This window comes from Nitrobacter sp. (genome assembly GCF_051535235.1).
Lineage (GTDB): Bacteria > Pseudomonadota > Alphaproteobacteria > Rhizobiales > Xanthobacteraceae > Nitrobacter.
Genome location: NZ_JBPPLZ010000009.1, coordinates 94,633 through 119,370, shown reverse-complemented (window position 1 = coordinate 119,370; position 24,738 = coordinate 94,633). Strand labels below are relative to the sequence as shown.

Here is a 24,738-nt window from a genome sequence, read left to right as displayed (position 1 = left end):
TGCACAACTATCCCTCTCTGAACCCGTCTTCACGCTCAATCACGAAGCATCATTTTCGATTAGTGATCGAGCGTGAATCTTATACTTTCGAATCGTCGGTCAATGCCAATGCCCAGGAGGCTTCTGCCTGTTGGAGCTCGGTGGTTACATCGCAGACGCCAGGCACCGACCAGATGGCATCGCGAAGCAGGAACCGCCAACTGTTGGTTCGCTCGACACGCTTTGCCAATTCCAAAACGCGGACGTGCGGGATCAGTGCTGCCCTCAGTACTCGATAGTCCTCCTGGAACACAACGGCGGCAAGCACATCAAAGGCCTGCGCCGGCAGATCGCGAAGCGCCCCGAGCTGACGTGAGTTGTTGTGCGACGTCAGGCGTCGTCCCTTGATCTGATATCGCACCTCTGCGGCATCCGTGGCATCGGCATCGCGCATCGAGTTCGGCGCCTGCTTCCAACCGAAGGCGCGACAAAACAGATGCTCAGCAAGATCGCCGACGGGATTATTCGAACTTCGGATGACGCCGCGCCGTCGGAGTTCCTCCGATACCGCAGCGTGCAACACGAGCAGCTCAGGCGGAGTTAGATCTTTCAAATCTCTCAAGAGGCTTCACCTAATGCTCACGCGGCTCATACATCTCGTCCGGATATGGAAGTCTGCCGTTGATCGCCCGCAGAAGTGCGAGATAACTGCGCACAGCCTTCTGAAATTCGACCCCGTCACCAATCGGTCGGTCTTTGAACGCGTGAATCGCGTTTCGACGTTGCTGTACAAGTTCGACAAGCGCGTCGCCTTCGGCGCCAAGCAGCCCTTTTATTTTGCAATAATTGCGCAGCTTCTCCAGGGCCAGTCCGTCCGGCGCGTGTGACGTCTGCTTTGCGTGGTCGAAGGCATTCGCCTTCTTGAGATTGTCGATGTCGGCCTTGTAGGTCTCGTACCAGACGGACAGAAGCGTCTTGATCGTGCCTTCGACGAGGCTTCCCAGATTGGCCCAAGCCAGTATGAGTTCCGCCGGTGTGAGCGCGTTAGGCGGCTCCCGCATCCAGAGCCTAAGCGATCCTGACAATGAGGCCTGCCAATCGAGGCGCGATTTTCCGAGCAGGCCGGCAGCGGCGACGGGAGCCCAGCCATCACTCTTTGACCAGAACTTGGCAATGCCTTGGTTCAAGGTCTCAACCCGATCGACCACTTCCGCGATGGCCATCGCATCAATTGATTTTGGCGCAATCTTTTTGACGAAGCTCAACGAGACGGCCATTTCTCTTCCCTCGCGCGCCAGGCCGGTCGGGCCATCAGCATATGTAGGTGGTGAACTGCTTCGCCCGAAAACCGGTGATCTCCATGACGGTGCTCACCCCTCAGAGATATTCCTTCTTGAGAAATCGTAGGTCGCCGAGCGCGACCTTGAGCGCTCCGGCTGCCGGCACGGCGTCATCATGGTTTGCCGGATTGACCGTGCCGCCGATCGTGCGCAACTTGCCCGGATGCGATGCGTCATGCTTCAGCAGCGGCTCGACCAGCGGGCAGAGCTGGCCGAGGTTTCTGTTGGTGTAATCGCTGAGCGAAGCGGCGGCGGCGCCCGTCGCGCGCCGGTCCCGCACCAGCATTTCCTTGCAAAAGCGTTCGGCGGCGTCGCGGATGACGCTGCCGCCCTGCTTGAGCATGTCGGGATGATTGCTTCGCACCAGCTTGTCGGCCCGATCGATGGCCATACCGAGATCGTCCGCGGTGTTGGTGACGGTCGATCCGTTGCCCGGGCTTTGCAGCGCGATCTGAAAGAGCGTGATGTTCTGGTGCAGGTAGCGTTCGCCGAGATCTTTCCAGGTGCGCTGGTCCTGCGTCAGCACGATCACCTGCATGCCGCGCTTCAGCAGCTCTTCAAGCACGCTTGAATTGAAGAAGGCGCGGTAATCCTCGTCGCTCGAGAGGATGGGATCGTCGAGCACGACGAAGCCAGAATTCTCCTTCACCGCCCGCGCGAGGAAAAGCGCGAGGCCAAGGCAATGCAGTTGCGACTGGCTGAACACAGCGATGACGTCGCGCAACTTCGGCTCGCTGCGGTCGAGGTTCGCGGACAGGCCCGCCTTGAAGTCGATGGTGCGGCGCGCACCGGGGCGCGGCCGTACGCCTGAAAAGAAGCTGAGCTCGTCCGGACGCAGTAAATCCCACCACGTCTGCACGCCGTCGCTGAGGTCGCCGAACTTCTCTTCGAGGACAGCCTCTTTGCCCTTGTCGATCTGCTTCAGCGCCTGGGTGAGCTCCTTTGCCGCCTGTTCATGCGCGGAACGGTCGATTAGCGCGGCGCGCAGTTTCTCCCGATCGCCCGCAAGGTCGATCAGTTCCTGCCAGCCGGTCGTCTCGCTCTGCGCGTCCACCACTTCGCGCAAGGCGTCGCTCACGGCCTTCTCGGCGGGATCGTAGGGGACCAGCACGGCCGCAAACGCGTCGCGGGCCGCGGCGAGCGCAGTGAAGCCGTCCCGGATCAAATCGGGGTCATCCAGCGACTCCGGCTTCTCGATGGCGCCGCTGACGAGTCCGGTTAGCCGATTCGAGGCCAAAACCACGCGCGTCCGCGCGCGGACCAGCCGCCGCAGGCAGGAAAGCCAAAGCTCCACCTGCGGCTTTGCCTCCGCGCCGAGCAGGGCATGGATGCGCGCGACGCGAATGCCCCGCGCCCTGCGGGAGCGCGAGGGATGGGTGATAAGAAGTGGCAACGCGTCGATCACGCCGTCAACGGCGCTTTTGACAAGCGCCTGCATCTGCGTCAGGGCCTCGGCCGCGTCTTTCTGCGCCTGTTGGAAGCTCTCAGTGTCGGCAACGCGGCCCCGGATATGGGCTATGCGGGCGGCGGTCAGCGCTGCTTCCGATCCGCAGAGAGGGCAGTCGATATCGGCGTGCGCGCTCTCGACCGCGGGCAACGCCAGCGCCTCGCGGAATAGGCCGACGAGCCGCCGCGTCTCTTCGTCTACCTTATCGCGTTCTGCGACATAGACTGTAAGCGCATCTTGCTGCGCGGCGGTCGCTCCTGACCACGGCGCAAGCGGTTTGCGGTCGAAGCCTTTCAGGGCAAAGGTTTTCGCCCGCCTTTCGCTCAGAAGCACACCGAGCCGCGCGAACAGCGCATCGGCATCGACGGGCGGGGCCTCCCCGGCTGCCGCGATCAACTCTTTCGCGCAGCCGGCAAGCGCGGCCGCTATTTCCGCCGGTGTCGGCACCTTCGCAAGAAGGGGCTTCATGAGCCGGCCCGCGCCCGCGATGCCGGCAGCCGCCTCGAGCTTTTCAATCAGGGGGCTGGCTGGCGCTGCTATCTCGTTGCCGAGCGCAGATACCTGGTTGCGGAATTCCTCAAGATCGGTGACTTCGAGCAGCGCCTTGAAATAGCTCGCGCGATCCTGCGGCCGCGCCGAGAACACGTAGCCGAGCGTATGCTGCGCGAGCACCGGCGCGCGCAGCGGCGGCTGCGACAGCACGATGCCCAGCGCTGCAAGAGCCGCTTCGTTAGCCGGCTTCCCGTCGATGGTGAGAACCGTCTCGCATTCCTGCTTCTTGCTGTAATCCGCCTTGAGAACACGCTTCACGATACGCGGCGCACCGCTCGAATCCGCGATGGTTGCCTGCACGAAGACCTGCGTGCTTGCCGGCAAGTGTGCGTTGCGCAGCGCGTCGGCGAACTCGTCCTGGCTACTCGCCATCAGCGCCCGGCGGACGATCTGCCCCGTCAGCAGGAATTCGACGGCTTCCGCGAGGCTCGTTTTGCCCTGGCTGTTTGGCCCGCAGATTGCGGCCAGCAGGGACGGCAGGTCGAGGGTCTGGACCGCGCGGCCGAACGCGCGGAAGCCCTGGATTTCAAGCTTGCTGAGCCGGCACGTCATGGGCGCGTCTCAGCTCTTCGATGCGGTCGGTCAGAACCTTGCGGATATTGGAACGGGAATCCGACGCCCCTGCGTCGATGCGGGCCGAGACGAGCCTTTCGGCAAGACTGCCCGCCTTCAGGTGTGATTTCAGCCGCGCAAGATTATCCTGCGGCTCCTCTTCTGCGCTCTCCATACGTCCCCTCCAGAACTCCGGCCGCCCGAAGCGGCTATTATGATGTTACCGGCCCTATACCGGAAATTGGTCGGTCCGGCGATGCACAACCGCCGCCGGACCTGTGAACGTGCTGCGGCTTCGGCCTCTTATGCGGCCTTCGTCACTTCGAAATGCCCTCCCGATTTCTCCACCGCGGATTTCACGATGCCGACAATCTCCGTCAGGAAGGCCCGCGCCTGCGGCTTCATCGCCGAACTGATCGGCGGCGCCGTATCCTCGTAGATGCGGCGGATTTCACCCGCGCGCCGAGAACCGGAGCCGTAGCCGGAATAGCTATAGGCGTTCATCCAGTCGCTGCGGTGCTGGTCCGCAAGCCGCGCCTTCGCCAGCTCGTGGAGGGCGTTGAACACGCCGCTCCGAACGGGGTTGAGTGCCGCCATTCTCTCGCCCTCGTCTGTCGGCACGCGCGTCCAGCCAGCCGGGCTGTCGAGCCACCGCGAGATTTCTTCTTGCAGCCTGCCGATCAAATCGCTCGCGGGCCGCAGATTGTCGTACTCATCGCTCCAGGCATTCGCGAAGCGGCGCGAAAGCGCCTTGATGCGCGTCCAGTGCTCCGTCCTGATGCCGTCGCGGTAAATGAGGCCAAGCCGGGCTTCCCACGGACGCAGGAAGCTTTCGACGGCGTCGCGCAGGGCGAGCTCCAGGCCGCCGATTGCATAGATGGGCGCGGCTTCCGCAGAAGCCTCCGGTTCGGCCGCCGATTGCAGCAACACGAGAAGCCGACGCATCTCCTTGAGGACGCCACCGGGGATGTCCCCAATCTCACGGTCGAGCGCACCGAACATAAAGACGCGCTCTTCCAGCCGCCGCTCCAGCGCCGCAGCCACGGGCGCGCCAAGCAACTGACGCAGCCCCGCTACGGCATTGCCGACGCTCGCCATGACGTGGGCGCGCTTTTGGCCGGTCGTCTGGAGATTGTCGCCCTTCACTTGATCGAAATGCGAGAAAGCGAGCGCGATCTTATCCGCATAGCCGGCGCTACCCGCAGCGCGGAGCAGTGCGAGCGGAGCCGCCTGCATCGGTTGCTGCGAGCTATCGACAAGAATGATCAGGTCGACTTCGGAGAAGCGTTTAGTCACCCGCGTGGAAATGCTGGAAACGGACTCGGCCGTGTGGCCGAGGCCCTGTCCATCGAGCAATATGAGCTTATCCGCAACATGAAGTTCCTTAGGCGCGGGACGGAATGGGCCTCGCACGCGAATGCCGTCCACGAGCGGCGTGAGGAGTCGGCCGAATTGCCGGAAATGGTTGCTCGAAAACCAGCGAACCTGACGCAGGAAGGCGTCCCTGTCCGCGCTTTCGAACGTCCAGATGACCGGCCAGCCGGTCGCGGAGCGTTCGAGCGATCCCGCATCCAGCAACTCGAATCTGCCTTCGATCTCATCGCGAATGTCGAGCGCGAGCCGGGCAAACTCTTCGCTTTCAAAGAGCCGGTCGCTGTAGAACTCCAGCCATGCAACCTTGTCATCGGGAGATTTCTGCTCGGAAAGAAGCCCAAGGTCGGCGGCATTCTGCTTGTTGATCTCACCGGCAAGCGCGCGAACGCGGCTTACATAAGCTTTCAGACGTTCGCTGTTGCTCCGCCGCTCCGCGTCCGTGACGCTGTCCTCTTCCTCGGGAACACCGGTCGCCGGCACGATCGTGTCGAACGAGAAGTCCTCATCGTCATCGGCCTCTGAATCGCTGTCCCACTCTCCAAGCAGATAAGACAGACGGAAGCGCTGCTCGCGATGCGTCAGTAGCGCTGCCGCTACCTTCACATCCGGCTGGCCCTCCGTGGCGGCGAGACAGGCACCCTCGATACACTCATCGATATGAGCGCGAACTTCGAACTCCGACATGAAGGTGACGGCGGCCGTAAACGGACCCTCCGCCGTAACGATCTCGGTGTCCGAAATCGTGGTCTTGGCGGTCGAGGTCGAGGGAAAGCGATCATTCTCGTGGCTTGAACCGATCAGGTGCCGCAGCAGCGTGGTCTTGCCCGCGCCCGTGGTGCCCACTAGCAGCACACGCGCATAACCGTCATCCTTTCCGGGCAGCGGGATATGTGCATCGCGCAATTGCGCGGTATCGACCCGACCGGTTTCGATGCCATCGAAGAATGCCGAGACGATCTGCGGCGCGAACTCCCGCTCGGCGTCGCCGCGACGATCGGCGCTCCACCAGCTCTGGTCCCCCAACAGCACATTGAGCTGTCCCACCAGCTCATCCGCCTGGGCGTCGTCGGTCGTGTTCAGACCCCGCCTAATTTTGAGGCCGGGCTTGCCGCGGGCATCCCGGCGAAGGGGATGCCGGAATATGACGCTCCAGCCTGGTCGGCCCGACCGTGTCTTCGTTGCCGAGTGCGAATCTTCCACGCGCATCTCCGTTGTTCTGCGTTGTACCGCTCAGATACGTGACGCAGGGCGATGGGTCAAGAAGATTCAGAACAACGCAGAACAACGCAATTCAAGTCGACCTCGGCGCCCTTCCCGACGGATTATCGCCGGAGAAGGCCGCGACGACGGCGTGAAGCGGAGCTCGCCGCCTCCTACAAAGGCAGAAAGCCATATTCGCACATTGTCGATAATTAGCGATTTCTGTGAAATAGAGATGATGAAGCAATAGACTCTCCGGGGACCACCTGTTATCATATATGCCGGAATTCGCACTTTATGATAAGTGTTGCATATGGAAGAAACCGCCCCGAGGCTTCCCCAAGGTCGTGCGCAGCTAGTCCGTGTCCTATCTGCGGCGGGGGACGTGATCCACGTGGACGACGTTGCGACCACTCTGCAACTCGATCGGACCGCGGCGGCCCAGCGTCTTTCGCGCTGGACCGAGCAGGGTTGGCTGAGACGCGTCGGTCGGGGAGCCTATGTCGCCGCTTCGATCGACACGATGGGATCCGATCGCGTCCTCGACGACCCTTGGGTGCTCGTCCCCGCGCTCTTCGCACCTGCATATATAGGCGGGCGCACAGCGGCCGAGCATTGGGATCTCACAGAGCAAATCTTCAAGGACATCGTGGTGATGACGGCTCAGGCCGTACGTCAGAAGCGCCAGGAGCGGCACGGCGCGCTGTTCTCGCTGAAGCACATCGACGAACGGAAGCTCTTCGGCACGAAGAGTGTCTGGCGCCATCAGACTCGCGTGCCTGTCTCCGACGTGCACCGCACTGTTATCGATATGCTGGACGACCCCGCGGTGGGCGGCGGGATCCAGCATGTAGCGGATTGCCTTGCCGCCTATCTGCGGCGCGACGATCGCGACAACGAGAAGGTCATCGAGTACGCGGTGCGTCTCGGCAACGGCGCCATCTTTAAGCGCCTCGGTTTTCTGGCCGAGCGCTTGCCCGACGGTGCTGAGCTCGCCCGCATTTGCGAACACCATCTAAGCGGCGGCCATGCGAAGCTCGACCCTGCCCAGGATGGATCGCACGTGGTGACAAAGTGGCGGCTGCGCGTGCCCCAACGCTGGGCTCGCGAGGAAACGACATGATCGATAAGCGTGAAATCCTCGCGATCTCTCAGCAGACGTCCCTCACGCCACACGTCGTGGAGAAGGACTATGTCCTCGGATGGATGCTCGCGGGCATCTACAGCCACGAAGACCTCGCGGAAAGTTGGGTGTTCAAAGGCGGCACCTGCCTGAAGAAGTGTTTCTTCGAGACCTACCGCTTCTCCGAGGACCTCGACTTCACGCTCACGAAGCCGGAGCACCTCGACGCCGACTTTCTGAAGAACGCATTTTCTGAGATCGGCGAGTGGATTTACGAACAGACCGGCATCGAGATTCCAGCCGACAAGCAGGAGTTCGAGATCTATCAGAACCCGCGCGGACAGATCTCGTGCCAGGGAAAGATCAGCTACAAAGGGCCTGTCTCATCGACCCACGGTCTTCCGCGGATCAAACTCGACCTGACAGCGGACGAGCGTGTCGTTCTGCCGCCCGTCCAAGCACAGATTTTTCACCCCTATAGCGACGCTCCAGAGGATGGCATTCACGTCCTGGCCTACGACTACATAGAGGCGTTCGCCGAAAAATTCCGGGCTCTCGCCGAGCGAACGCGTCCTCGCGACCTCTATGACGTGGTGAATCTGTACCGAAACGGCGAGGCGCGCCCGGAGCCGCGGCGCTTCATGGAGGTCCTGCGCGCCAAATGCGAATTCAAGGGCATCGGCATTCCGAGCATAGCCGACCTCGAACCTCACCGTGCGGATCTTGAGGCCGGCTGGAGCCACATGCTGGAACACCAGCTTCCTGCGCTGCTACCCGTGGCAACTTTCTGGGACGCGCTCCCGGAAATCTTCGCCTGGCTCCAAGGCGCCCTTCCGCAACCCCTCGCGGCGATGCCCATCGGCGCCGGTGATACACTCATCCGCGAGCGCATCGTCGGCTTGCCTGCCGGCGGCCGAGGCCAGAACTATATCGAGATGATCCGCTTCGCAGCGGCCAACCGTCTCCTCGTTGAAATCGACTATCGCGATAAGCAGGGCAACCGCGCAACGAGAGCAATCGAGGCTTATTCGCTCCGCCGCTCGCAAGCGGGAGACGTGTTGCTCATGGCCGTGCGAGCGGACAACGGTCAACCGCGCAGCTATCTGGTCAATAGCATTCTTGGGGTGAACGCCACTCAGTCGTCATTCTCGCCACGATATCCCATCGAACTCACGCCGTCTGGCCCCCAGACCATTCCGCACACCGCGAGCTCGGGTTCAGGAAGTGTGTTCGGACTGGGCCGTTCGCCCATTCGGCGCTCGCCTGTCCGCCGATCGGCACGAAGCACGGGTTTCGGGGCGCCAAGCGGTCCAACCTACGTTTTCAAATGCACCGTTTGTGGAAAAACCTTCAATAAGAAGAGCTATGACGCGACGCTGAACAAACACAAGAACAACCGGACGGGCTACGAATGTTTCGGAACGTTCGGAACATTTGTGAGAACAAAATACTAGCGAATCGGCCGTCGATGGTCGGAGAGGATGAGCTTGGCAACTAAACTGCGGATGAGATACTTGATCATGATTGTGCAACAGGCCGTTGCACAAATGGCTTGATTAAGGCCCTCCTCTTCAAGGAGCTGCGACTCCGCATCGGCCTCTGTACAAACCGCAGGTCCACCCATTATCCATCCGCCCGCTGACTCGAACGAACTCGAACCAAGGAGCTTTCCGTGAACCCCGGGCGCGGCGTGGTGCTCTCCGAGTAGCAAGCCAGACGGTCGAGCATTGAGCAACTCGCCGATCTTTGAAGTCGTCCTCCTGTCCACTCGCGCTGCACTATGTCATCTCTATTTCTCACACCCGAGGAGGTCTACGAGCGTTATCGAGGGATGATCAGCTTGGGCACGTTGCGCAATTGGCGGATGATGAAAATCGGGCCATCCTTTCTGAAGCTCGGACGCGCGGTTTTATATCCTCTCTCGGAGCTAGAGGCATGGGATCGGAAGAACCTCGTGATCTGTCGTGCCGCAAAGGTCCTGAGCGCGAAGGAACGAGAGGCAGCGGGATGATCACGAACCGTCAATATCCACCGCCTCCAATCTCCGGCCCCAATGAAATCAACGGTTCAAGAAATAACAATAAAATCAGCAAGATGTGGATGAGAGTGGTTTGATGCACAACCATCCTTCAGGCGATCCCACGCCGTCGCAGGCGGACATCCAGATGACGAAATCCATCGTCGCGATCGCCGCGCCGCTCGGCATTTCCGTGCACGACCACATCATCGTCGGCAAGAACGGCCATGCCAGCCTGAAAGGGCTGCGGCTGATCTAGACTCGGCTCATTGCCTCACCAGAATCAGCGGATTTGCGGTGTCCGGAACGAGTCGCCACTGCGCGTTGTCGTCCGCCTGAAAGTGCCAGGTTTCTCCACCCGCCGATATCAGCAGGATTTCACCGTGATCGAGCCGCCAGACCTCCGGCTTAAAGCCGGCGATCGCGGGATCGCATTTGGGTTTGAGAAAAGCCTGGAAATTGTCCGGCGGGACCTCCGTGTTGGTCAGCGTGATGCCGCAGACGGTCTGGCCGTTGCCGCGAACGAAAGCCCAGTCGCCGATCATCTGATCCATCGATTTGGCGAGCGAGCGGGCCTCGGCGAGATTTTGCAGAATGTAGATGCCCTCGTTCTCCCGCCGGCCTTCGAAAATGCCGCTTTCGACTTCGGTGAAATCGATCACCGGTTCTCCGGTGGCGCTCTGCAGGCGCACGATATCGAGGCCGGCGACGGTCCAGGCCGCGATGTCCTTCGTGAACGGCAGCGAGGCCGCGCAGCCTGGCTCAAGCTCGAGCTTGAGACCGTGCGGCGATGAATCTCCCTTGAGCGTCACGACGCAGGTCTTGCTGCGTTCGGTGGTCGACAATTCCCACTGCCCGATCATGCCTTTTTTCAATGCCGACGCATCCTGCGCCAATGCGGCCGATCCGCAGGTCATCAATGCCGCAACAGCGGCGGCGAGAAAGGCGCTCCGCTTCCGCCATGCCCGCTTGCTGCGGTTTATGCTCGTCATGCTAGCGTCCCTCCACCGGCGTTTCCGGAACCGGCGTCAGCGGCGGCTTGCCGGCGAACCAGGCCGTGATGTTGTCGACGACAAGCTGGTCCATAGCATTGCGCGTCACCACCGACGCCGAACCGATATGCGGCAACAGCACCACGTTCTGCAGCGCGCGCAACTCCTCCGGAACGTGCGGCTCATGGGCGAACACATCGAGACCAGCGGCCAGGATAACGCCGGATTTCAGCGCATGGATCAGCGCCGGTTCGTCAATGACCGAGCCGCGCGCCAGGTTGATGACGACGCCGCGCGGCCCGAGCGCCGCCAGCACATCGGCATTGATCAGCTTCTCCGTCGATGCGCCGCCGGGCGTGATGACGATCAGCGTATCGACCGCCTTCGCCATCTCGATCAGGTCCGGATAGTGCCGGTAGGACACGCCCGTGGCCGGACGGCGCGAGTGGTAGACAACCGGCACCCGCGACGCATCGAGCCGCCTCGCGATTGCCTGACCGATCCGGCCCATGCCAACCATGCCCACCGTGCGGTCGCGCAGCGAGCCGGCGCTCAAGGGAAAATTCCGCGTCGCCCACGTCCCCTCCCGCACATGGCGATCCGCCCTGACGAAATCACGCAGCGTCGCGATCAGAAGGCCGAGCGCGACGTCCGCAACTTCCTCGGTCAGGACGTCGGGCGTGTTGGTGACGACCACGTTGTGGTCGCGTGCGTAACCCGTATCGACATGGTCATAGCCGACGCCGAAGGTCGATATGATCTCGAGTTCGGGAAAGAGCGCCTGCACCGCGCTGCCGCAAGGTACCAGACCGGTGACGGCCATACCCCGGATTTTCCCAGTGACGGCGGGCGCCAGCCGGTCCAGATCGGCGAGTTGCTCGCAATGATGCAGCACGAACCCGTCGTCAAAGCCGTTGTCGATCGTCGGCTTGCGCGGTCCGTAGACCAGGAGTTCGATCCTTTCCGGCGAGCCGTTGGCGGCCATCAGTTCTCCCTCCGAAGTGCGCTTTCGTGCCAGCGCCGCAGCATCAGATGCGACACCGCCGCAAGGCACATATAGATGACGATGCCCGCCACCGAGAGCAACAACAACGCCGCGAACATGCGCGGAATGTTGAGCCGGTAGCCGGATTCCGCGATCCTGTAGGCGAGTCCGGAACCTGCGCCGGCCGACCCGGCCGCGATTTCCGCAACCACCGCGCCGATCAGCGACAGGCCGCCGGCGATGCGCAGTCCGCCGAGAATGTAGGGCAGCGCCGCCGGCAGTTTCAGATAACGCAGCGTCTGCAGCCGCGATGCGCCGTAGAGGCGAAACATCCCTTCCAGATTACGGTCCACCGAATTGAGACCCAGCGTGGTGTTCGACAGAACGGGAAAGAACGCGACGATCCAGGCGCAGACGACCACCGCGGTCTGCTGCGGCAGGTAGATCAGAAGCAGCGGCGCGATCGCGATCACCGGCGTGACCTGCAGGATGATCGCATAGGGCAGGAGCGCATGCTCCAGCCATTTCGACTGGTTGAACAACAGCGCCAGCGCGATGCCGCCCACCAGTGCTGCGGCAAAACCCTCCGCAGTGGTCAGCAGGGTGGTCAGCAGCGATTGCCACAGGATCGGCCAGTCCTGCACCAGCGTCGCCGCCACCAGCATGGGACCCGGCAACACATAGGGCGGAATGGCGTAGACCTGCACGATGATATGCCACGCCAGCACGCCGGCTCCCAGCACCGCGACCGGCAACAGCACGCGCGCGACCGGCGCTCGCCGATCGCGCTCCGATACGTCACTGCCGGCCGACGCCGCCGATGAACCGGATACGGTCATTGGCGGGGCGCTCCCTTGCCGGTCGCCAGCGACAACCCGATCGATACCTCACGGCAATAGGCGGCGTATTCCGCCGAGGTCCTGAAATCCTCGTTCCGAGGCTCGACTGTGTCGATGCGGTACTCGGCGCTGATGCGGCCGGGGCGCGGCGTCATCACCACGACGCGGCGCGAAAGATAGACCGACTCGAACACCGAATGGGTGACGAAGATGACGGTCTTGCGCAAGTCGCGCCACAGCGCCAGCAGGTCGTTGTTGAGGCGGAAGCGGGTGATCTCGTCGAGCGCCGCAAACGGTTCGTCCATCAAAAGAATATCCGGATCGGTGACGAGCGCGCGCGCCAGCGACACCCGCATCCTCATGCCGCCGGAGAGTTCGCGCGGATAGGCGGTCGCGAATTCGGCCAACCCGACCCGCGCCAGCGCGGGCTCGACATGTCCCTCGATGTCCGGACGTGAGCGGCGCGCAAGCTTCAGCGGCAGCGCCACGTTGTCGCGCACGCTTGCCCACGGCATCAGGGTGGGCTCCTGAAACACGAAGCCGATGGAGCGCCCGCCGCCTGCAATGCGAACCGTCCCGGATGTCGGCGCGCTCAAGCCGGCGATGATTCGCAGCGCGGTCGATTTCCCGCAGCCGGACGGCCCGAGCAGCGACACGAAATCGCCCTTGCTCACATCGAAATCGAGCGGCCCCAGCGCCGCGACGCCGCCGTCGTAGCGTTTCGTGACACCCTTCATGCTGACGGCGTCACCCGCGCGCGCACTCGTGCCGGATTCGGATGGCGCTGTTGCGGGCTCGATCATCGGCACCGGATTTATTTCTTGGGTTGCGGATTCTTGGGATTCAAGTTCTTGGGCCGCAAGTCGATGCCGACGCCCTTGTTGACGAACTGCAGCGTATAGGCCTTGCGAAAATCGATATCGCGGCGCACCACGCCGGCCAGCACCATCTTGTCGAAGAAGCTCGCATAACGCGCATCGCTCATGGCGCCGATGCCGTCGCGCAAGGAATCGCCGGAGTCGACGATGCCATATTCTCGCATCTTCGCCACCGAATAGGCCAGCAGACCGTCGGTCATTTCAGGGTTGAGCTTCTTGATCATGGCATTGCCGGCCGTGTTGTCGCCGTACAGGTAAGTATACCAGCCGACGATCGAGGCGTCGACGAAACGCTGCACAAGGTCCTGCTTGTGCTCGACCAGATCGCGGCGGGTTTCGATCAGGGTCGAATACGGGTTGAATCCGGCGTCCGCGAGCAGAATCACGGTCGGCTTGAAGCCGGCCTGCTTCTCCACCGCATATGGTTCCGAAGTCACGTAGCCTTGCATCGCGCTGTTCTTGTCGGCGAGAAAGGGCTGCGCGTTGAAGGTGTAGGGTTTGACCTTCTCTTCGCTGAAACCGTACTCCGATTTGAGCCACTGGAAGTAGCTGGCGATGCCTTCCTTGGAGACGAACAAAGTGAGGGGCTTCAGGTCCTCGATTTTCGTCACCTTCGATTCAGGATGGGCGAGGAAAACCTGCGGGTCCTTCTGGAACATCGCAGCGACCGCGACGACCGGCACATTGTTGGCAACCGCATCGAATGATTGCAGCGTGTTCGCGGTCATGAAGAAATCAAGCTTGCCGGAGATCAGCAGAACCCGATTGTTCACGTTTGGACCGCCCGGAACGATTGTGACATCGAGGCCGTATTTCTTGTAGGTGCCATCCGCCAAAGCCTGAAAGAAGCCGCCGTGCTCGCCCTCGGCCACCCAGTTGGTGCCGAAGGAAACCTTGTCCAGCGCCGGCCCGGCCGCCGCGCTTGCGGTGATGCCGAGCGCCAGCACCAGTCCGGCCGTTAACGTTCGCAGCAGAAGGGCAAGACGCATCATTGGACTCTCTCGATGGTTCTGGCTCATGATCAGGAGGCGACCCGGATCGGCGCGAATCCTGGCGGCCCGAGGACATGCTCCGCTCGAAAACGCTATAACCCGCATTCCGCCTCGATGAAACGCTGCGTGATATGACCAGGACACCCCCTTTCGACTGGGCCGCCATCCACTGGCCCGACGTGCCCCCCGACACCGCGGCGAACTGGATCGCAGTGCTGCCGCTGGCGGCGACCGAGCAGCACGGTCCGCATCTGCCGCTCACGACCGACGTGCTGATCGCGGAAGCCTATCTTGCGCGCCTTTGCGAATTGCTGCCGCAGGACATACCCGCGATCTTTCTGCCGGTGCAGCCGGTCGGCATTTCCACCGAGCATACCGATTTTCCGGGCACGCAGACGTTGACCAACGAGGCGGCGCTGAAGGCCTGGACCGCGCTCGGCGAAGAGGTGGCGCGGCGCGGGATTCGAAAAATCGTGATGGTGTCCAGTCACGGCGGCAACAGCGCGGCGATGACGATGGTAGCGCAGGACTTGCGTGCACGGCATCATATGCTTGCGGTCACAACCGCGTGGTCGCGCTTCGGCGTGCCGGACGGACTGTTCGATGCGGAGGAATTGCGTCACGGCATCCATGGCGGCGCGGTTGAAACCTCGATCATGCTGGCGCGCGACCCGGAGCAAGTGCGCCGCGAGCATGTCGCCAACTTCCGTCCCGCGAGCCTCACGATCGAAAAGACCTATCGCTGGCTCGGCACGCAGCGGCCGGCACCGTTTGCGTGGCAGACGCAGGACCTTCATCCGACCGGCGCCGTGGGCGATGCGACGCAGGCGTCGGCGGAAAAGGGCGAACGGCTGCTCGAGCACGGCGCGCGCGCGTTCTGCGAATTGCTGGCTGACGTGCAGCGGTTCGACATGGCGATGCTCAAGAACGGGCCGCTCGATCAAAGCTGAATCGTTAACCGTTCAAACGTTCGCGACCGCGATGAAACCGAACGGAAACCAAACTGTTTCGAACCGGAATCGGCGACGCCTCCACCAAATGAGCATGCCGGCCAGGCAGGCCGTGCCAACAGGATGGAGTTTCAGATGTCGCTCAAGACCAGGATCGCTGCCGTCGCACTCGTTGCCCTCACCGCCACCGGCATGGTCGCGAGTTCAACACGGCACGCTGATGCCAAGGGCCTGGGTCTCGGCCTCGGTATCGCAGCCGGGGTGATCGGCGCAGCCGCGGTCGGCAGCGCCATCGCGGCTGACGGTTATTACGTCGACGACTATCGCCGCTGCGGCTGGGTTCGCCAGTACGACTCGTTCGGCAATTATGTCGGCCGCGTCCGTGTCTGCGATTGATCGATCAACGTATCTATCTGTGCGCAATGGAACGCGCCGCGCCTCAACGCTCCCCTGCCGAAAACGGCCCGCCCATTCCTCGGGCGGGTCGCTTTCGCATGTATCCGCCGCTTTCGGCACGCACCTCACGGTAAACCGCAGCCTCCCGGCCCGGCATCCAGCCAGCCTCCGTCGCACCGTTGTCGTCAAACGATGGCAAGTACGATTTCCCCTTCTCATTCCCCAAATGTAGTTGCAATTGCGAATTAGTTGCAGTTATAACCTGGGATAGCGGCGACATTTGTCCGGAAAATGGATCTGGCCGAACGAAAATAACGGTATTCCGCAGTTCTGGGCCGGATCGTGCCGGCTGCGTCCGGGTTGAACGATCGTTGGATGAGTAGGGGCAAGAATGGTTGATCGAAGTCCAAGCCAGCCTCAGCGGAAGGCAGGATGAAGGCGATCCCGCCATTCCGGCTGCTGCGGAGGAGCCACGTCGTGCTCGCCGCCGGGACACTGGGCATGTTGGCGCTTCCTGACCACCCGACCGTCGCTGCCGACTTGCACGCATCCGCCCTGCCGGTCAAAGCCATGGTCCGACCGGTGGTGGATTGGACCGGCCTCTATTTTGGCGCCCATGCCGGGTTCGGCGGCGGCCGGTCGGCTGCGACGCTCATGGATCCGGCATCCATCGCGAGTCGCCATGATTTCGGCGGCATCATCGGCGGCGTCCAGGCCGGTTACAACGTCCAGCTTTCCCGGGGACTGCTATTCGGCGTCGAGGCCGACGTCTCATTTCCGAGCTACATCGAGTCCAATTCGGTCGTCTCGAAACTCGCCACAGCGCGCTCCGACGTCACGCACCAATGGGACGTCGTCGGATCAGCGCGCGGACGGATCGGCTACGCAGCAGGACCATGGCTCGCTTATGCCAGCGGCGGTCTTGCCTTCACCGGCGAACGCTATCTCAACGATCCGACGCCGGGCGGTCAGGAGAAATTGCTGGACGCCCGGCTCGGCTGGGCCGCCGGCGGCGGGCTGGAATACGCCTTCGCGCCGCATTGGAGCGCGCGGCTCGAATATCTCGCCTACCACTTCGACAAGGCCAATGTCCGGTTTCCCTCGGGCGCACAGTATGTCGCGACCACGGACTTTCAGTCGCTCCGCATCGGTCTCAACCGCAAGCTCGACGGATCAGCCGGCATTCCTGACCCATCGGCAAAGTCGCCGACCGATCCCGAATCCGACCGCTGGGAGATTCACGGCCAGACCACGTATCTCGGGCAAGGCTATCCATCCTTCCGCGCGCTCTACAGCGGCGCCAACAGCCTCAGTCCGGCCGCGCAATATCAGGCGACATGGAGCAACAGCCTGTTTCTGAACGCGCGGCTCTGGGACGGCGGCGAGGTCTATTACAACCCCGAACTGCTGCAAGGTTTTGGCCTCAGCGATACGGTGGGCGTCGCGGGCTTCCCGAGCGGCGAGGCACAGAAGTCCGACTTTCCCTATCCGCACTACAACACCTCGCGGCTGTTCGTTCGCCAGACCTTCGGCTTCGGCGGCGAGCAGGAAGAACTTGCGAGCGGGCCGTCGCAGATCGCCGGCAAGGCCGATATCTCGCGGCTGACGCTGCAGGGCGGCAAATTCGCGGTGACCGACGTCTTCGACGGCAACGCTTATGCCAAGGACACGCGCAAGGACTTCATGAACTGGTCGCTGTGGGCACCGGGCGCTTTCGACTATTCGGCCGACAAGCTCGGTCTCACCTACGGCGTGACAGCGGAGTTGAACCAGAAGCGCTGGGCGCTGCGCGGCGGCTATTTCCTGATGGATTCTGTGTCGAACTCCAACAGCTTCGACACCCGCCTGCTCCAGCGCGGCGAGTATGTGCTGGAACTGGAGACGCGGCACTCCCTGTTCGGGCAACCCGGCACGATCCGGACCCTCGGCTGGATCAACAGCGCCTACATGGGCAGCTATCGCGACACGCTGAACAATCCCGCTTTCAACCTCGACATCGCGCAGACCCGCGCCGGCCGCATCAAGTACGGCTACGTCCTCAATGTCGAACAGGCGGTTACCGACGACATCGGACTGTTCGGCCGATGGAGCTGGAACGACGGCAAGACCGAAATCATGGCATTCACCGACATCGATGCGAGCCTTTCCTTCGGCACCTCGCTCAAGGGCCGGCGCTGGGGACGGCCGGACGACGTGATCGGTCTGGGCGGCGCGATCAACGCCCTGTCACGGGATCATCGCGATTTCATCGCCGCCGGCGGCCTCGGCGTCCTCATCGGCGACGGCCAGCTCGACTACCGCCGCGAACGCGTGCTGGAAGCCTACTATGCTTATGCGCTGGACAAGCAGTTCACGCTGACCGCCGACTATCAGTTCATTACGAACCCCGCCTACAACGCCGACCGCGGCCCTGTGCATGTGTTTTCCGGACGGCTGCACGGGGAGTTTTGAAGGGAGCAAGTGTCCCGGGCGCGGTGCGGCATTCTTTATGCCGCTCCGCAGAACCGGGACCGCCACATACAGTTCAAACGGCCCCGGCTCTGCGAAGCAACGCTTCGCGTTGCATCGCGTCCGGGGCAAGGCCGCGACTTCATCCCGCCGGCGCGAACGAATCCGCCTGGGCTCGTGCCCAGGCATCGCGGAAGCGCGGATCGGTGGTGCCGTCGAGCAGTTCCCCTCGCCGCAACGTCGGATAAAGCGTGTCGAACGATGCCACCTCGGTGTTCGATACGCGCTGCGAGAAGTGGACCGGGCGCAGTTCCCTCGGATGCTCCAGTCCCGCCGCTGCGATCAGTTCGGTCAGCGCGAGCAGCGTGGCGCGATGATAATTGTAGACTCGCTCGAGCTTGTGCGGCACCACCAATGCGCGGCTGCGGGACGGATCCTGCGTGGCGATCCCGGTCGGGCAGCGATCGGTGTGACAGTTCAGCGACTGAATGCAGCCGAGCGCGAACATGAAGCCGCGCGCCGAGTTGCACCAGTCGGCGCCGAGCGCCATGGCGCGCGCGACGTCGAAACCGGTCGCGACCTTGCCGGACGCGCCGATCCTGATCCGGTCGCGTGCATTGATGCCGATCAACGCATTGTGGACGAAGTTGACGCCTTCACGCATCGGCATTCCGAGGTGGTCCATGAATTCCAGCGGCGCGGCGCCGGTGCCGCCCTCCTTGCCGTCGACGACGATGAAATCGGGATAGATTCCGGTCTGCAGCATTGCCTTGCAGATGGCGAGAAATTCCCATTTATGCCCGATGCAGAGCTTAAACCCGGCCGGCTTGCCGCCCGACAACCGCCGCATCTCGGCAATGAATTCCATCAGGCCGACCGGCGTCGAGAACGCCTTGTGGCGGGACGGCGAAATGCAGTCCTCGCCCATGCCGACGCCGCGAATGCTGGAAATCTCCTCGGAAACCTTGGCGGCCGGCAAGACCCCGCCATGGCCGGGCTTGGCTCCCTGGCTGATCTTGAGTTCGACCATCTTGATCTGGTCGTCGGCCGCGACGCGCGCGAATTCGCGGCGATTGAAGCCGCCGTCTCGGGTCCGGCAGCCGAAATAGCCGGAGCCGATCTCCCAGATCAGGTCGCCGCCGCCTTCACGGTGGTAACGACTGACGCCGCCCTCGCCGGTGTCATGGGCGAAGCCGCCCTTTTTGGCGCCGGCGTTAAGTGCGCGCACGGCGTTGGGGCTGAGCGCGCCGAAACTCATCGCGGATATGTTGAAGACCGACGCCGAATAGGGCCTGGTGCAATCCGGCCCGCCGATCATAATGCGGAATTTCTCCTCGGCATGAGGCGTCGGCGCCATCGAGTGGTGCATCCATTCGTAGCCTTCGCCATAGACCTTTTCCTGGGTGCCGAACGGACGCTTGTCGAGCATCATCTTCGCGCGTTGGTAGATCACCGAGCGCGTGTCCCGGCTGAACGGCATGCCGTCCTTTTCGCTCTCGAAGAAATACTGCCGCATCTCGGGGCGGATCTCCTCGAGCAGGAAACGGATATGCGCCGCGATCGGATAGTTGCGCAGGATGGCATGACTCTTTTGCAGGAGGTCCCGGATACCGAGGGCGGTCAATGCCCCGAAAATCAGGATCGGAACGACCACCACCTTGAGGGTTTCGTGGTCCTCAATCCCGAGGCCGACCAGCAGCGCCGTGACCACCGCGCAGATCGTCAGCACGATGAAGCGTGGCGAAAAGGGAAGCAGCAACGTTTCCATGGATCCTCGCTGAACCAACCCTTGCGAACCAACCCTTGCGAACCAATCCTTGCGAACCAATCCTTGCCCGCAACCCCGCGGCGAACCGGCGGGACGACGACCGCGCAAGGCCACGCGATCGGGCGCGGCGGCGCAGCCCCTTGAGTCTCCCCCGATATTACACGACATCCGCGACGTTTGGGCGCGCTGCCCTTCCTCAAGCCACCGTAACTCCTGTGCATAACCGGGAACGCAAAACCGCTGCGCGGGTTACCCAGCATTCGCATTGATCACGGGATCGTAGCTTCCTTTTCGTTTCAGATTCTCGAGGGAGCTTTTTCTGACGGGCATTGAACGCGGACCGACATTCAGGATTTCAGACGGCATCATGGACATCGATTTCCTAAGACAGCAGGCAGAACGCTGCCGCCGTCTCGCAAAAGGCACCGATCCGTTTACCGAAAAGCGCCTGCTCAAGCTCGCCGAGGAATACGAAGTGCAAATCAGGGCATTCGAGAAACGCAACTCGGAACCCTGGAGCCGTTAGCACCTTTCGCTTCCGGACGGATCAGCAGCGAGACTCTATGATCTTGATTTGATGCGCTTTCTTCAGACGAATCGGCATCCATCCTCGGTCAGTCCCAGGACATGCTTCGCTCGACAACGTCATAGATAGCCACCTTACGACTCTCGCTGCGACCTCTCCGCAAGGCGGGTTTCAGGCATCAGGGTCCAGACCACCAGCAGGCCCGATAACGCCGCGGCGGCCAATCCCGTAAACGCGACGCCATGTCCGAAGAGATCGCTCATGGTGCCGGCAACCACCGTGCTGAGCGAAGCTCCTATTCCGGTGGCGGTGCCAATGACGCCCTGCGCGAGGTTGAAATGACCGGAGCCGAAGGCGACGTCTGCGACAATGAGCGGGATCATGACGCCGAAGACGGCGGCCGTGATGCCGTCCAGCACCTGCACCGCGACCAGCAGCGACGGATCGTGGACCGTTGCAAACAACGCCCCCCGAACGGCCAGCGCGGCGAAGGCGATCATGAGCAGCGGGCGGCGCCCCCAGGCTTGCGCCTTGCGGCCGACGGAAGGCGAGATCAAGGCGACGATTGCCTGCGGGACGATGATGCAGAGCGCGATCAATGCCGGCGCCCCCTCGCTCGAACGTTCGGTCACGATGCCCGCCATTAACGGCAGCATGGCCGCATTGGCGAACTGGAGGAGGAAAACCGTACAGGCAAAAATGACCAGCGGCCGCCGATGCAGAAGGTGGAGGACGCTGGTCGCGGCGGGATCCGGCTCGGCGCGCTCGATCGCTCCGTGGGCCTGTTCCGGATCGATTTCCCGGTCGCGAATCCGCGCCAGCGCGAGCACCGTCGCGACCGCAAACCCGAAACTCACCACGAACACCGCGCGGCTCGACAGCAGGTATCCGACGAGGCCCATCACCCCCGCCGCCACGCCATTGCCAAGCGATGCGAAGCGCGCATTGCGTCCGAGCCTCTCGCCGATCGCTCGTGGCCCGACAAGACCGAGGCTGATGGCGGCGATCACGGGCCCGAGCACGCAACTCGCCACGGCATGCAGGATCGCCGCCAGCGCAATAACCGGAAAGATCGGCCACGCCGCATAGGCGAGCGCGCTGACGCCGATGGTAGCGACAGCGAGTCCCGCCACCAGACGCTCCGAACGGGCCGCATCGACAATAGCGCCGCCCGGCATCTGACCGATCAGACCGACGATCCCGCCGATCGACAGGATCAGTCCGATCTCGGATTGTGTCCACTTCTGCGTGGTGAGATAGACCGCGACGAAGGGACCGAAGCCGGTCTGCAGGTCGGCAAGGAAGAAGATGAACCAGTCGAGGCCACGCTGGCTTTGCGCCGAGGGATGACGGTCCTGCGCGCCGGGCATCGGATTCACACCCTCTACGCCCGCCCGCCGCTGGCGCGCGCTATCCGGATCGGACGACCGTCGGCCAGTTGCGCAAACAGATTGGATATCTCCCCGATCAAGGGCCCAGGTTGAGAGGCTGAAGAGTTCCCGACGCGCCCAGCACCACGACAGGCGCGCCTTCCTTGTATTCCGGCGCCGCCTTCACCTGGTCCTGCGTCAGTTCGAGGCTGATGCTGTCGCTCGCGCCCTTTACCTTGCCAAAGCGAAGCGCATTCCAGTCGACAACGATCTTCCGGCTGCCGACCCCAAGGAAACCGCCGAAATCGATCACGGCGGCGCGGACCGCGCCCGCCCGGTCCACGATCACATCGACGATCCGCCCCATGTCCTGACCGCTCGTGCTCCGCACCTCGCGTCCCAGCACGCTGTGCGCATCGGCGGGACCGATCACGGTGATCGATGGCGGCGGAGCGGTCGCCTTGTCCGAAGGCTTTGCGGCCACCGGCGGGTTGACTGGGGCGGGAGTGGCCTGCGGCTGAGCCGCGTCGTCGGCCATCGCGGGCGTGGCGGCGAAAACCAGGGCGGCTACGAGAATACCGGCATTGGTCGAGCCTTTTCGAGACATGAATCCTCGCTGGCCAATTGACCCAATTGCATCGTGGAGCGCGAAAGCGGTTTAGAGCATGATCCCGAAAAGTGGAAACCGGTTTTCGGAAGAGATCATGCTCAAACAAAAAGATAACCGACGAGTCTGATTCAACGCAGTTGAAACAGACTCTAGCGCGTCAGAACGATCGATACCTGAATGTGACCTCGCGTCCGCAACACCTCGAGCGACACATCTTCGTCATGACGGCGCAGGCGCAGATCGACACTCGATTCGCCAAGATGCAGTCCACGCAGGATGATCTCGTTCAGGAATGCCGGAAGCCGCGGGTTGCGCAGCCTGATTTCGTTTCTTGCGGCATCGAACTCCAGACCCAGCGCCGCTTCCAGCAGCGTGAAGGGGGTGGCGCTCGCCCATGCCTGCGGCGAGCAGGCGACCGGATAGAGCGTCGGCCCGCGCCGCGGTTCACGGCGGAACCCGCAGAACAGTTCCGGCAACCGCCGCAAATCCATGTAGGTGGCCGCATCGAACAATCCCTTGAAGACCTGTTCGACCGAATGCTTGAGGCCGTATCGCGCGAGCCCGAGCGCAATCAGCGCGTTGTCATGCGGCCAGATCGAACCGTTATGATAGGACATCGGATTGTAACGCGCTTCCCCGGTGGCGACGGTGCGGATGCCCCAGCCGGTGAAGAGCGACGACCGCATTAGGTCGGCGGCGACCATCCGCGCCCGTTCTTCCCGGACCATGCCGGTGAACAGCAACTGCCCGGCGTTCGACGTCCGTACCTTGCAGGGCCGTTTCTTTCCGTCGAGCGCCAGCGCGTAGGTGCGCAGATCCGGCAGCCAGAACGCCTCCTCAAACCGGGACGCCAGGCGTTCCGCGGCGCGCTCCAGTTCATGGGCGCGGTCGGTCAGACCGAGCGCGCTCGCGCACCGCGCCGCTGACCGCTTGGCGGCAAAGACGTATCCCTGAACCTCGGCCAGCGCGATATTGCCTTCCGCAAGCGTACCGTCGGCATGGAAAATCGCGTCGAACGAATCCTTCCAGCCCTGGTTGGCGAGCCCTTGTTCGGACGCGCGCCGATACTCGACGAAGCCATCGCCATCAGGATCGCCGGGCCCGTCGATCCAGTTCAGCGCAGCCTCGATCGCCGGCCACAGTTCTTCAAGGATCGATTTGTCGCCCGTGCGCTCGACGTAGAGTCCCGCCAGCAGCACGAACAGCGGCGTCGAATCGACGCTGCCGTAGTATCGCTCGAACGGCACCTCGTGCAACGCGGCCATTTCTCCGCCGCGCATCTCGTGAAGAATCTTCCCAGGTTCCGCATCGGCGCTGGGATCAACGACCTGGGCCTGGAACGCCGCAAGCCTGTTGAGAACGCCGCGTGCGATGCCGGGATCGATCCACAACATCTGCAACGCCGTTATCAGTCCGTCCCGCCCGAATGTCGTCGAGTACCAGGGGATTCCCGCGTAGGGATAGCGGCCGTGCGGCGTCTGCGTCATCAGGATATTCAGATCGGCCATCGACTGGCACACGACCTCGTTGAAGATGTTGTTCGAGGTCTCGATGTTCGTCGCGCCGGACCAGGCGCGCCGCATTTCGCGGCGATGCGCCAGCAGGCCCCGATAGAACGGAGCGGGCACCTCCGTCGCCGGCTTGTTGCAGGACACGGTGAGAAATATCGCGGCGGTCCGTTGCGGCGGCAGATCGAGATGATAGATCGCGCGGTTGACGGACAGGCGCGTGGGGCGCGGCTCGAAGTGCAGGCGCGAGGTTCGAACGATGTGGTCGAGACCGACATAGGACAGGACGACGGTCGACGGATCGGACAGTTCGCCGGTGCCGACGCCGCGGCGGGCCCGCCGCTCGCCGCGCACCTCGAACAGATCCGCGAAATCGTTGTCGAACAGCAGGGAGAGATCGAAGCTCGCGGTCTGCTCGCCGTGGTTCTGGATACCGATCCGCTGATACGCGGTGCCGCGCCAGAGAAAGACCGTGCGCACGATATGGATCGTATCCTTGCGGAACACGATCCGGTCGCCGTCGTAGATATCCGGATTGGTCAGGTCGACCGTCAGGCCGGAATTGTCGTTGCGCAGATTGGAGCCGAGCAGCAGCGGCTGCATGTCGTTGAGAACCATCTCAAGTCTGGCGAGATAGCGCGTGTCGGTATTGAACAGGCCGTCGGGTCCTCCTGCGGACGCTCCGATATCGCCGTGACTGTCGAGCACCACGAAAGTGTCGTCGTGCTTCAATGTGCGGCGCGGGCGGGCCGAGGGACCCGTCATCGGAATATAGAACGGCGACTCTGTCACAAGACCATCGGGCGACGGCATGAGTGTGATTTGAGCCGTGGCTTTGATTGCCGTCATTCTAACCCCTGCCGGATTCCCATCGCGCGCCCCCCGACGCCCG

Annotated in this window: 22 protein-coding genes and 1 pseudogene; 9 read left to right on the top strand and 14 right to left on the bottom strand. The window is 62.6% G+C overall.

The window, feature by feature from the left end; translation table 11 throughout:
* Positions 1–79 precede the first annotated feature (79 nt).
* The 5 genes from ACS3WA_RS12945 to ACS3WA_RS12925 all read right to left on the bottom strand — a co-directional run bounded on the left by ACS3WA_RS12945 (position 80) and on the right by ACS3WA_RS12925 (position 5,928).
* A complete protein-coding gene (locus ACS3WA_RS12945; protein WP_438278923.1) occupies positions 80–601 on the bottom strand; it encodes a hypothetical protein in 522 nt (173 codons plus the stop codon).
* Between the two features lie 10 nt (positions 602–611).
* Entirely contained in the window at positions 612–1,256 is a 645-nt protein-coding gene (locus tag ACS3WA_RS12940; RefSeq protein WP_438278922.1) for a hypothetical protein, read from the bottom strand.
* Between the two features lie 100 nt (positions 1,257–1,356).
* Positions 1,357–3,870, bottom strand: coding sequence for an AAA family ATPase (locus tag ACS3WA_RS12935; RefSeq protein WP_438278921.1), 2,514 nt, complete (start codon positions 3,868–3,870; stop codon positions 1,357–1,359).
* The gene (locus ACS3WA_RS12930; protein WP_438278920.1) at positions 3,845–4,045 is read right to left on the bottom strand and encodes a hypothetical protein; all 201 of its coding nucleotides are present in this window, start codon (positions 4,043–4,045) and stop codon (positions 3,845–3,847) included. The genes ACS3WA_RS12935 and ACS3WA_RS12930 overlap by 26 nt, the downstream gene beginning before the upstream one ends.
* 128 nt (positions 4,046–4,173) lie before the next feature.
* Positions 4,174–5,928, bottom strand: a complete 1,755-nt coding sequence (locus tag ACS3WA_RS12925) for a hypothetical protein (RefSeq protein WP_438278919.1) — start codon at positions 5,926–5,928, stop codon at positions 4,174–4,176.
* Positions 5,929–6,132: 204 nt separating this feature from the next.
* Here ACS3WA_RS12925 and ACS3WA_RS12920 point away from each other — a divergent pair, with 204 nt between their 5' ends.
* From ACS3WA_RS12920 to ACS3WA_RS12900, 5 genes and pseudogenes are all read left to right on the top strand, one after another.
* Positions 6,133–6,486 carry a hypothetical protein gene (locus tag ACS3WA_RS12920; protein WP_438278918.1) on the top strand — a complete coding sequence of 118 codons (354 nt, stop codon included), beginning with the start codon at positions 6,133–6,135 and terminating at the stop codon, positions 6,484–6,486.
* A gap of 271 nt (positions 6,487–6,757) precedes the next feature.
* Positions 6,758–7,567 (top strand): type IV toxin-antitoxin system AbiEi family antitoxin domain-containing protein, encoded by an 810-nt coding sequence (locus ACS3WA_RS12915; protein WP_438278917.1) that lies wholly within the window; start codon positions 6,758–6,760, stop codon positions 7,565–7,567.
* Entirely contained in the window at positions 7,564–9,021 is a 1,458-nt protein-coding gene (locus ACS3WA_RS12910; protein WP_438278916.1) for a nucleotidyl transferase AbiEii/AbiGii toxin family protein, read from the top strand. The genes ACS3WA_RS12915 and ACS3WA_RS12910 overlap by 4 nt, the downstream gene beginning before the upstream one ends.
* Positions 9,022–9,347: 326 nt before the next feature.
* A complete protein-coding gene (locus tag ACS3WA_RS12905) occupies positions 9,348–9,578 on the top strand; it encodes a helix-turn-helix transcriptional regulator (RefSeq protein ID WP_438278915.1) in 231 nt (76 codons plus the stop codon).
* 100 nt (positions 9,579–9,678) lie between these two features.
* Positions 9,679–9,843, top strand: a pseudogene (locus tag ACS3WA_RS12900) (JAB domain-containing protein); the annotation flags it as partial.
* A 7-nt stretch (positions 9,844–9,850) separates the two neighbouring features.
* On the opposite strand, the gene ACS3WA_RS12895 reads toward ACS3WA_RS12900, so the two are convergent.
* The 5 genes from ACS3WA_RS12895 to ACS3WA_RS12875 are packed head-to-tail and all read right to left on the bottom strand — an operon-like array spanning position 9,851 to position 14,267.
* Positions 9,851–10,576 carry an AprI/Inh family metalloprotease inhibitor gene (locus ACS3WA_RS12895; protein WP_438278914.1) on the bottom strand — a complete coding sequence of 242 codons (726 nt, stop codon included), beginning with the start codon at positions 10,574–10,576 and terminating at the stop codon, positions 9,851–9,853.
* Between the two features lies 1 nt (position 10,577).
* Positions 10,578–11,561 (bottom strand): 2-hydroxyacid dehydrogenase, encoded by a 984-nt coding sequence (locus ACS3WA_RS12890; RefSeq protein ID WP_438278913.1) that lies wholly within the window; start codon positions 11,559–11,561, stop codon positions 10,578–10,580.
* Entirely contained in the window at positions 11,561–12,400 is an 840-nt protein-coding gene (locus ACS3WA_RS12885; RefSeq protein ID WP_438278912.1) for an ABC transporter permease, read from the bottom strand. Before ACS3WA_RS12885 ends, ACS3WA_RS12890 begins: the two co-directional genes overlap by 1 nt.
* Complete coding sequence (locus tag ACS3WA_RS12880) at positions 12,397–13,203, bottom strand: ABC transporter ATP-binding protein (protein WP_438278911.1); 807 nt, start codon at positions 13,201–13,203, stop codon at positions 12,397–12,399. Before ACS3WA_RS12880 ends, ACS3WA_RS12885 begins: the two co-directional genes overlap by 4 nt.
* A gap of 11 nt (positions 13,204–13,214) precedes the next feature.
* On the bottom strand, positions 13,215–14,267 hold the full coding sequence (locus tag ACS3WA_RS12875; protein ID WP_438278927.1) for an ABC transporter substrate-binding protein: 1,053 nt from the start codon (positions 14,265–14,267) through the stop codon (positions 13,215–13,217).
* Between the two features lie 134 nt (positions 14,268–14,401).
* Between ACS3WA_RS12875 and ACS3WA_RS12870 the strand changes: the two genes are divergently transcribed.
* The 3 genes from ACS3WA_RS12870 to ACS3WA_RS12860 all read left to right on the top strand — a co-directional run bounded on the left by ACS3WA_RS12870 (position 14,402) and on the right by ACS3WA_RS12860 (position 18,067).
* The gene (locus ACS3WA_RS12870) at positions 14,402–15,220 is read left to right on the top strand and encodes a creatininase family protein (RefSeq protein ID WP_438278910.1); all 819 of its coding nucleotides are present in this window, start codon (positions 14,402–14,404) and stop codon (positions 15,218–15,220) included.
* A 135-nt stretch (positions 15,221–15,355) separates the two neighbouring features.
* Positions 15,356–15,616 (top strand): hypothetical protein, encoded by a 261-nt coding sequence (locus tag ACS3WA_RS12865; protein WP_438278909.1) that lies wholly within the window; start codon positions 15,356–15,358, stop codon positions 15,614–15,616.
* A 432-nt stretch (positions 15,617–16,048) separates the two neighbouring features.
* Positions 16,049–18,067, top strand: coding sequence for a carbohydrate porin (locus ACS3WA_RS12860; protein ID WP_438278908.1), 2,019 nt, complete (start codon positions 16,049–16,051; stop codon positions 18,065–18,067).
* Positions 18,068–18,206: 139 nt separating this feature from the next.
* Here ACS3WA_RS12860 and ACS3WA_RS12855 read toward each other — a convergent pair whose 3' ends face one another.
* The gene (locus ACS3WA_RS12855; protein WP_438278907.1) at positions 18,207–19,832 is read right to left on the bottom strand and encodes an FMN-binding glutamate synthase family protein; all 1,626 of its coding nucleotides are present in this window, start codon (positions 19,830–19,832) and stop codon (positions 18,207–18,209) included.
* Between the two features lie 367 nt (positions 19,833–20,199).
* On the opposite strand from ACS3WA_RS12855, the gene ACS3WA_RS12850 reads away from it, so the two are divergent.
* Complete coding sequence (locus ACS3WA_RS12850) at positions 20,200–20,358, top strand: hypothetical protein (RefSeq protein ID WP_438278906.1); 159 nt, start codon at positions 20,200–20,202, stop codon at positions 20,356–20,358.
* Between the two features lie 134 nt (positions 20,359–20,492).
* Here the strand turns inward: ACS3WA_RS12850 and ACS3WA_RS12845 are convergent, their stop codons facing one another.
* The 3 genes from ACS3WA_RS12845 to ACS3WA_RS12835 all read right to left on the bottom strand — a co-directional run bounded on the left by ACS3WA_RS12845 (position 20,493) and on the right by ACS3WA_RS12835 (position 24,659).
* The gene (locus ACS3WA_RS12845) at positions 20,493–21,728 is read right to left on the bottom strand and encodes an MFS transporter (protein ID WP_438278905.1); all 1,236 of its coding nucleotides are present in this window, start codon (positions 21,726–21,728) and stop codon (positions 20,493–20,495) included.
* A 97-nt stretch (positions 21,729–21,825) separates the two neighbouring features.
* Positions 21,826–22,335 carry a PRC-barrel domain-containing protein gene (locus tag ACS3WA_RS12840; RefSeq protein WP_438278904.1) on the bottom strand — a complete coding sequence of 170 codons (510 nt, stop codon included), beginning with the start codon at positions 22,333–22,335 and terminating at the stop codon, positions 21,826–21,828.
* Positions 22,336–22,487: 152 nt separating this feature from the next.
* Positions 22,488–24,659 carry an amylo-alpha-1,6-glucosidase gene (locus ACS3WA_RS12835; RefSeq protein ID WP_438278903.1) on the bottom strand — a complete coding sequence of 724 codons (2,172 nt, stop codon included), beginning with the start codon at positions 24,657–24,659 and terminating at the stop codon, positions 22,488–22,490.
* Between the last annotated feature and the right edge of the window lie 79 nt (positions 24,660–24,738).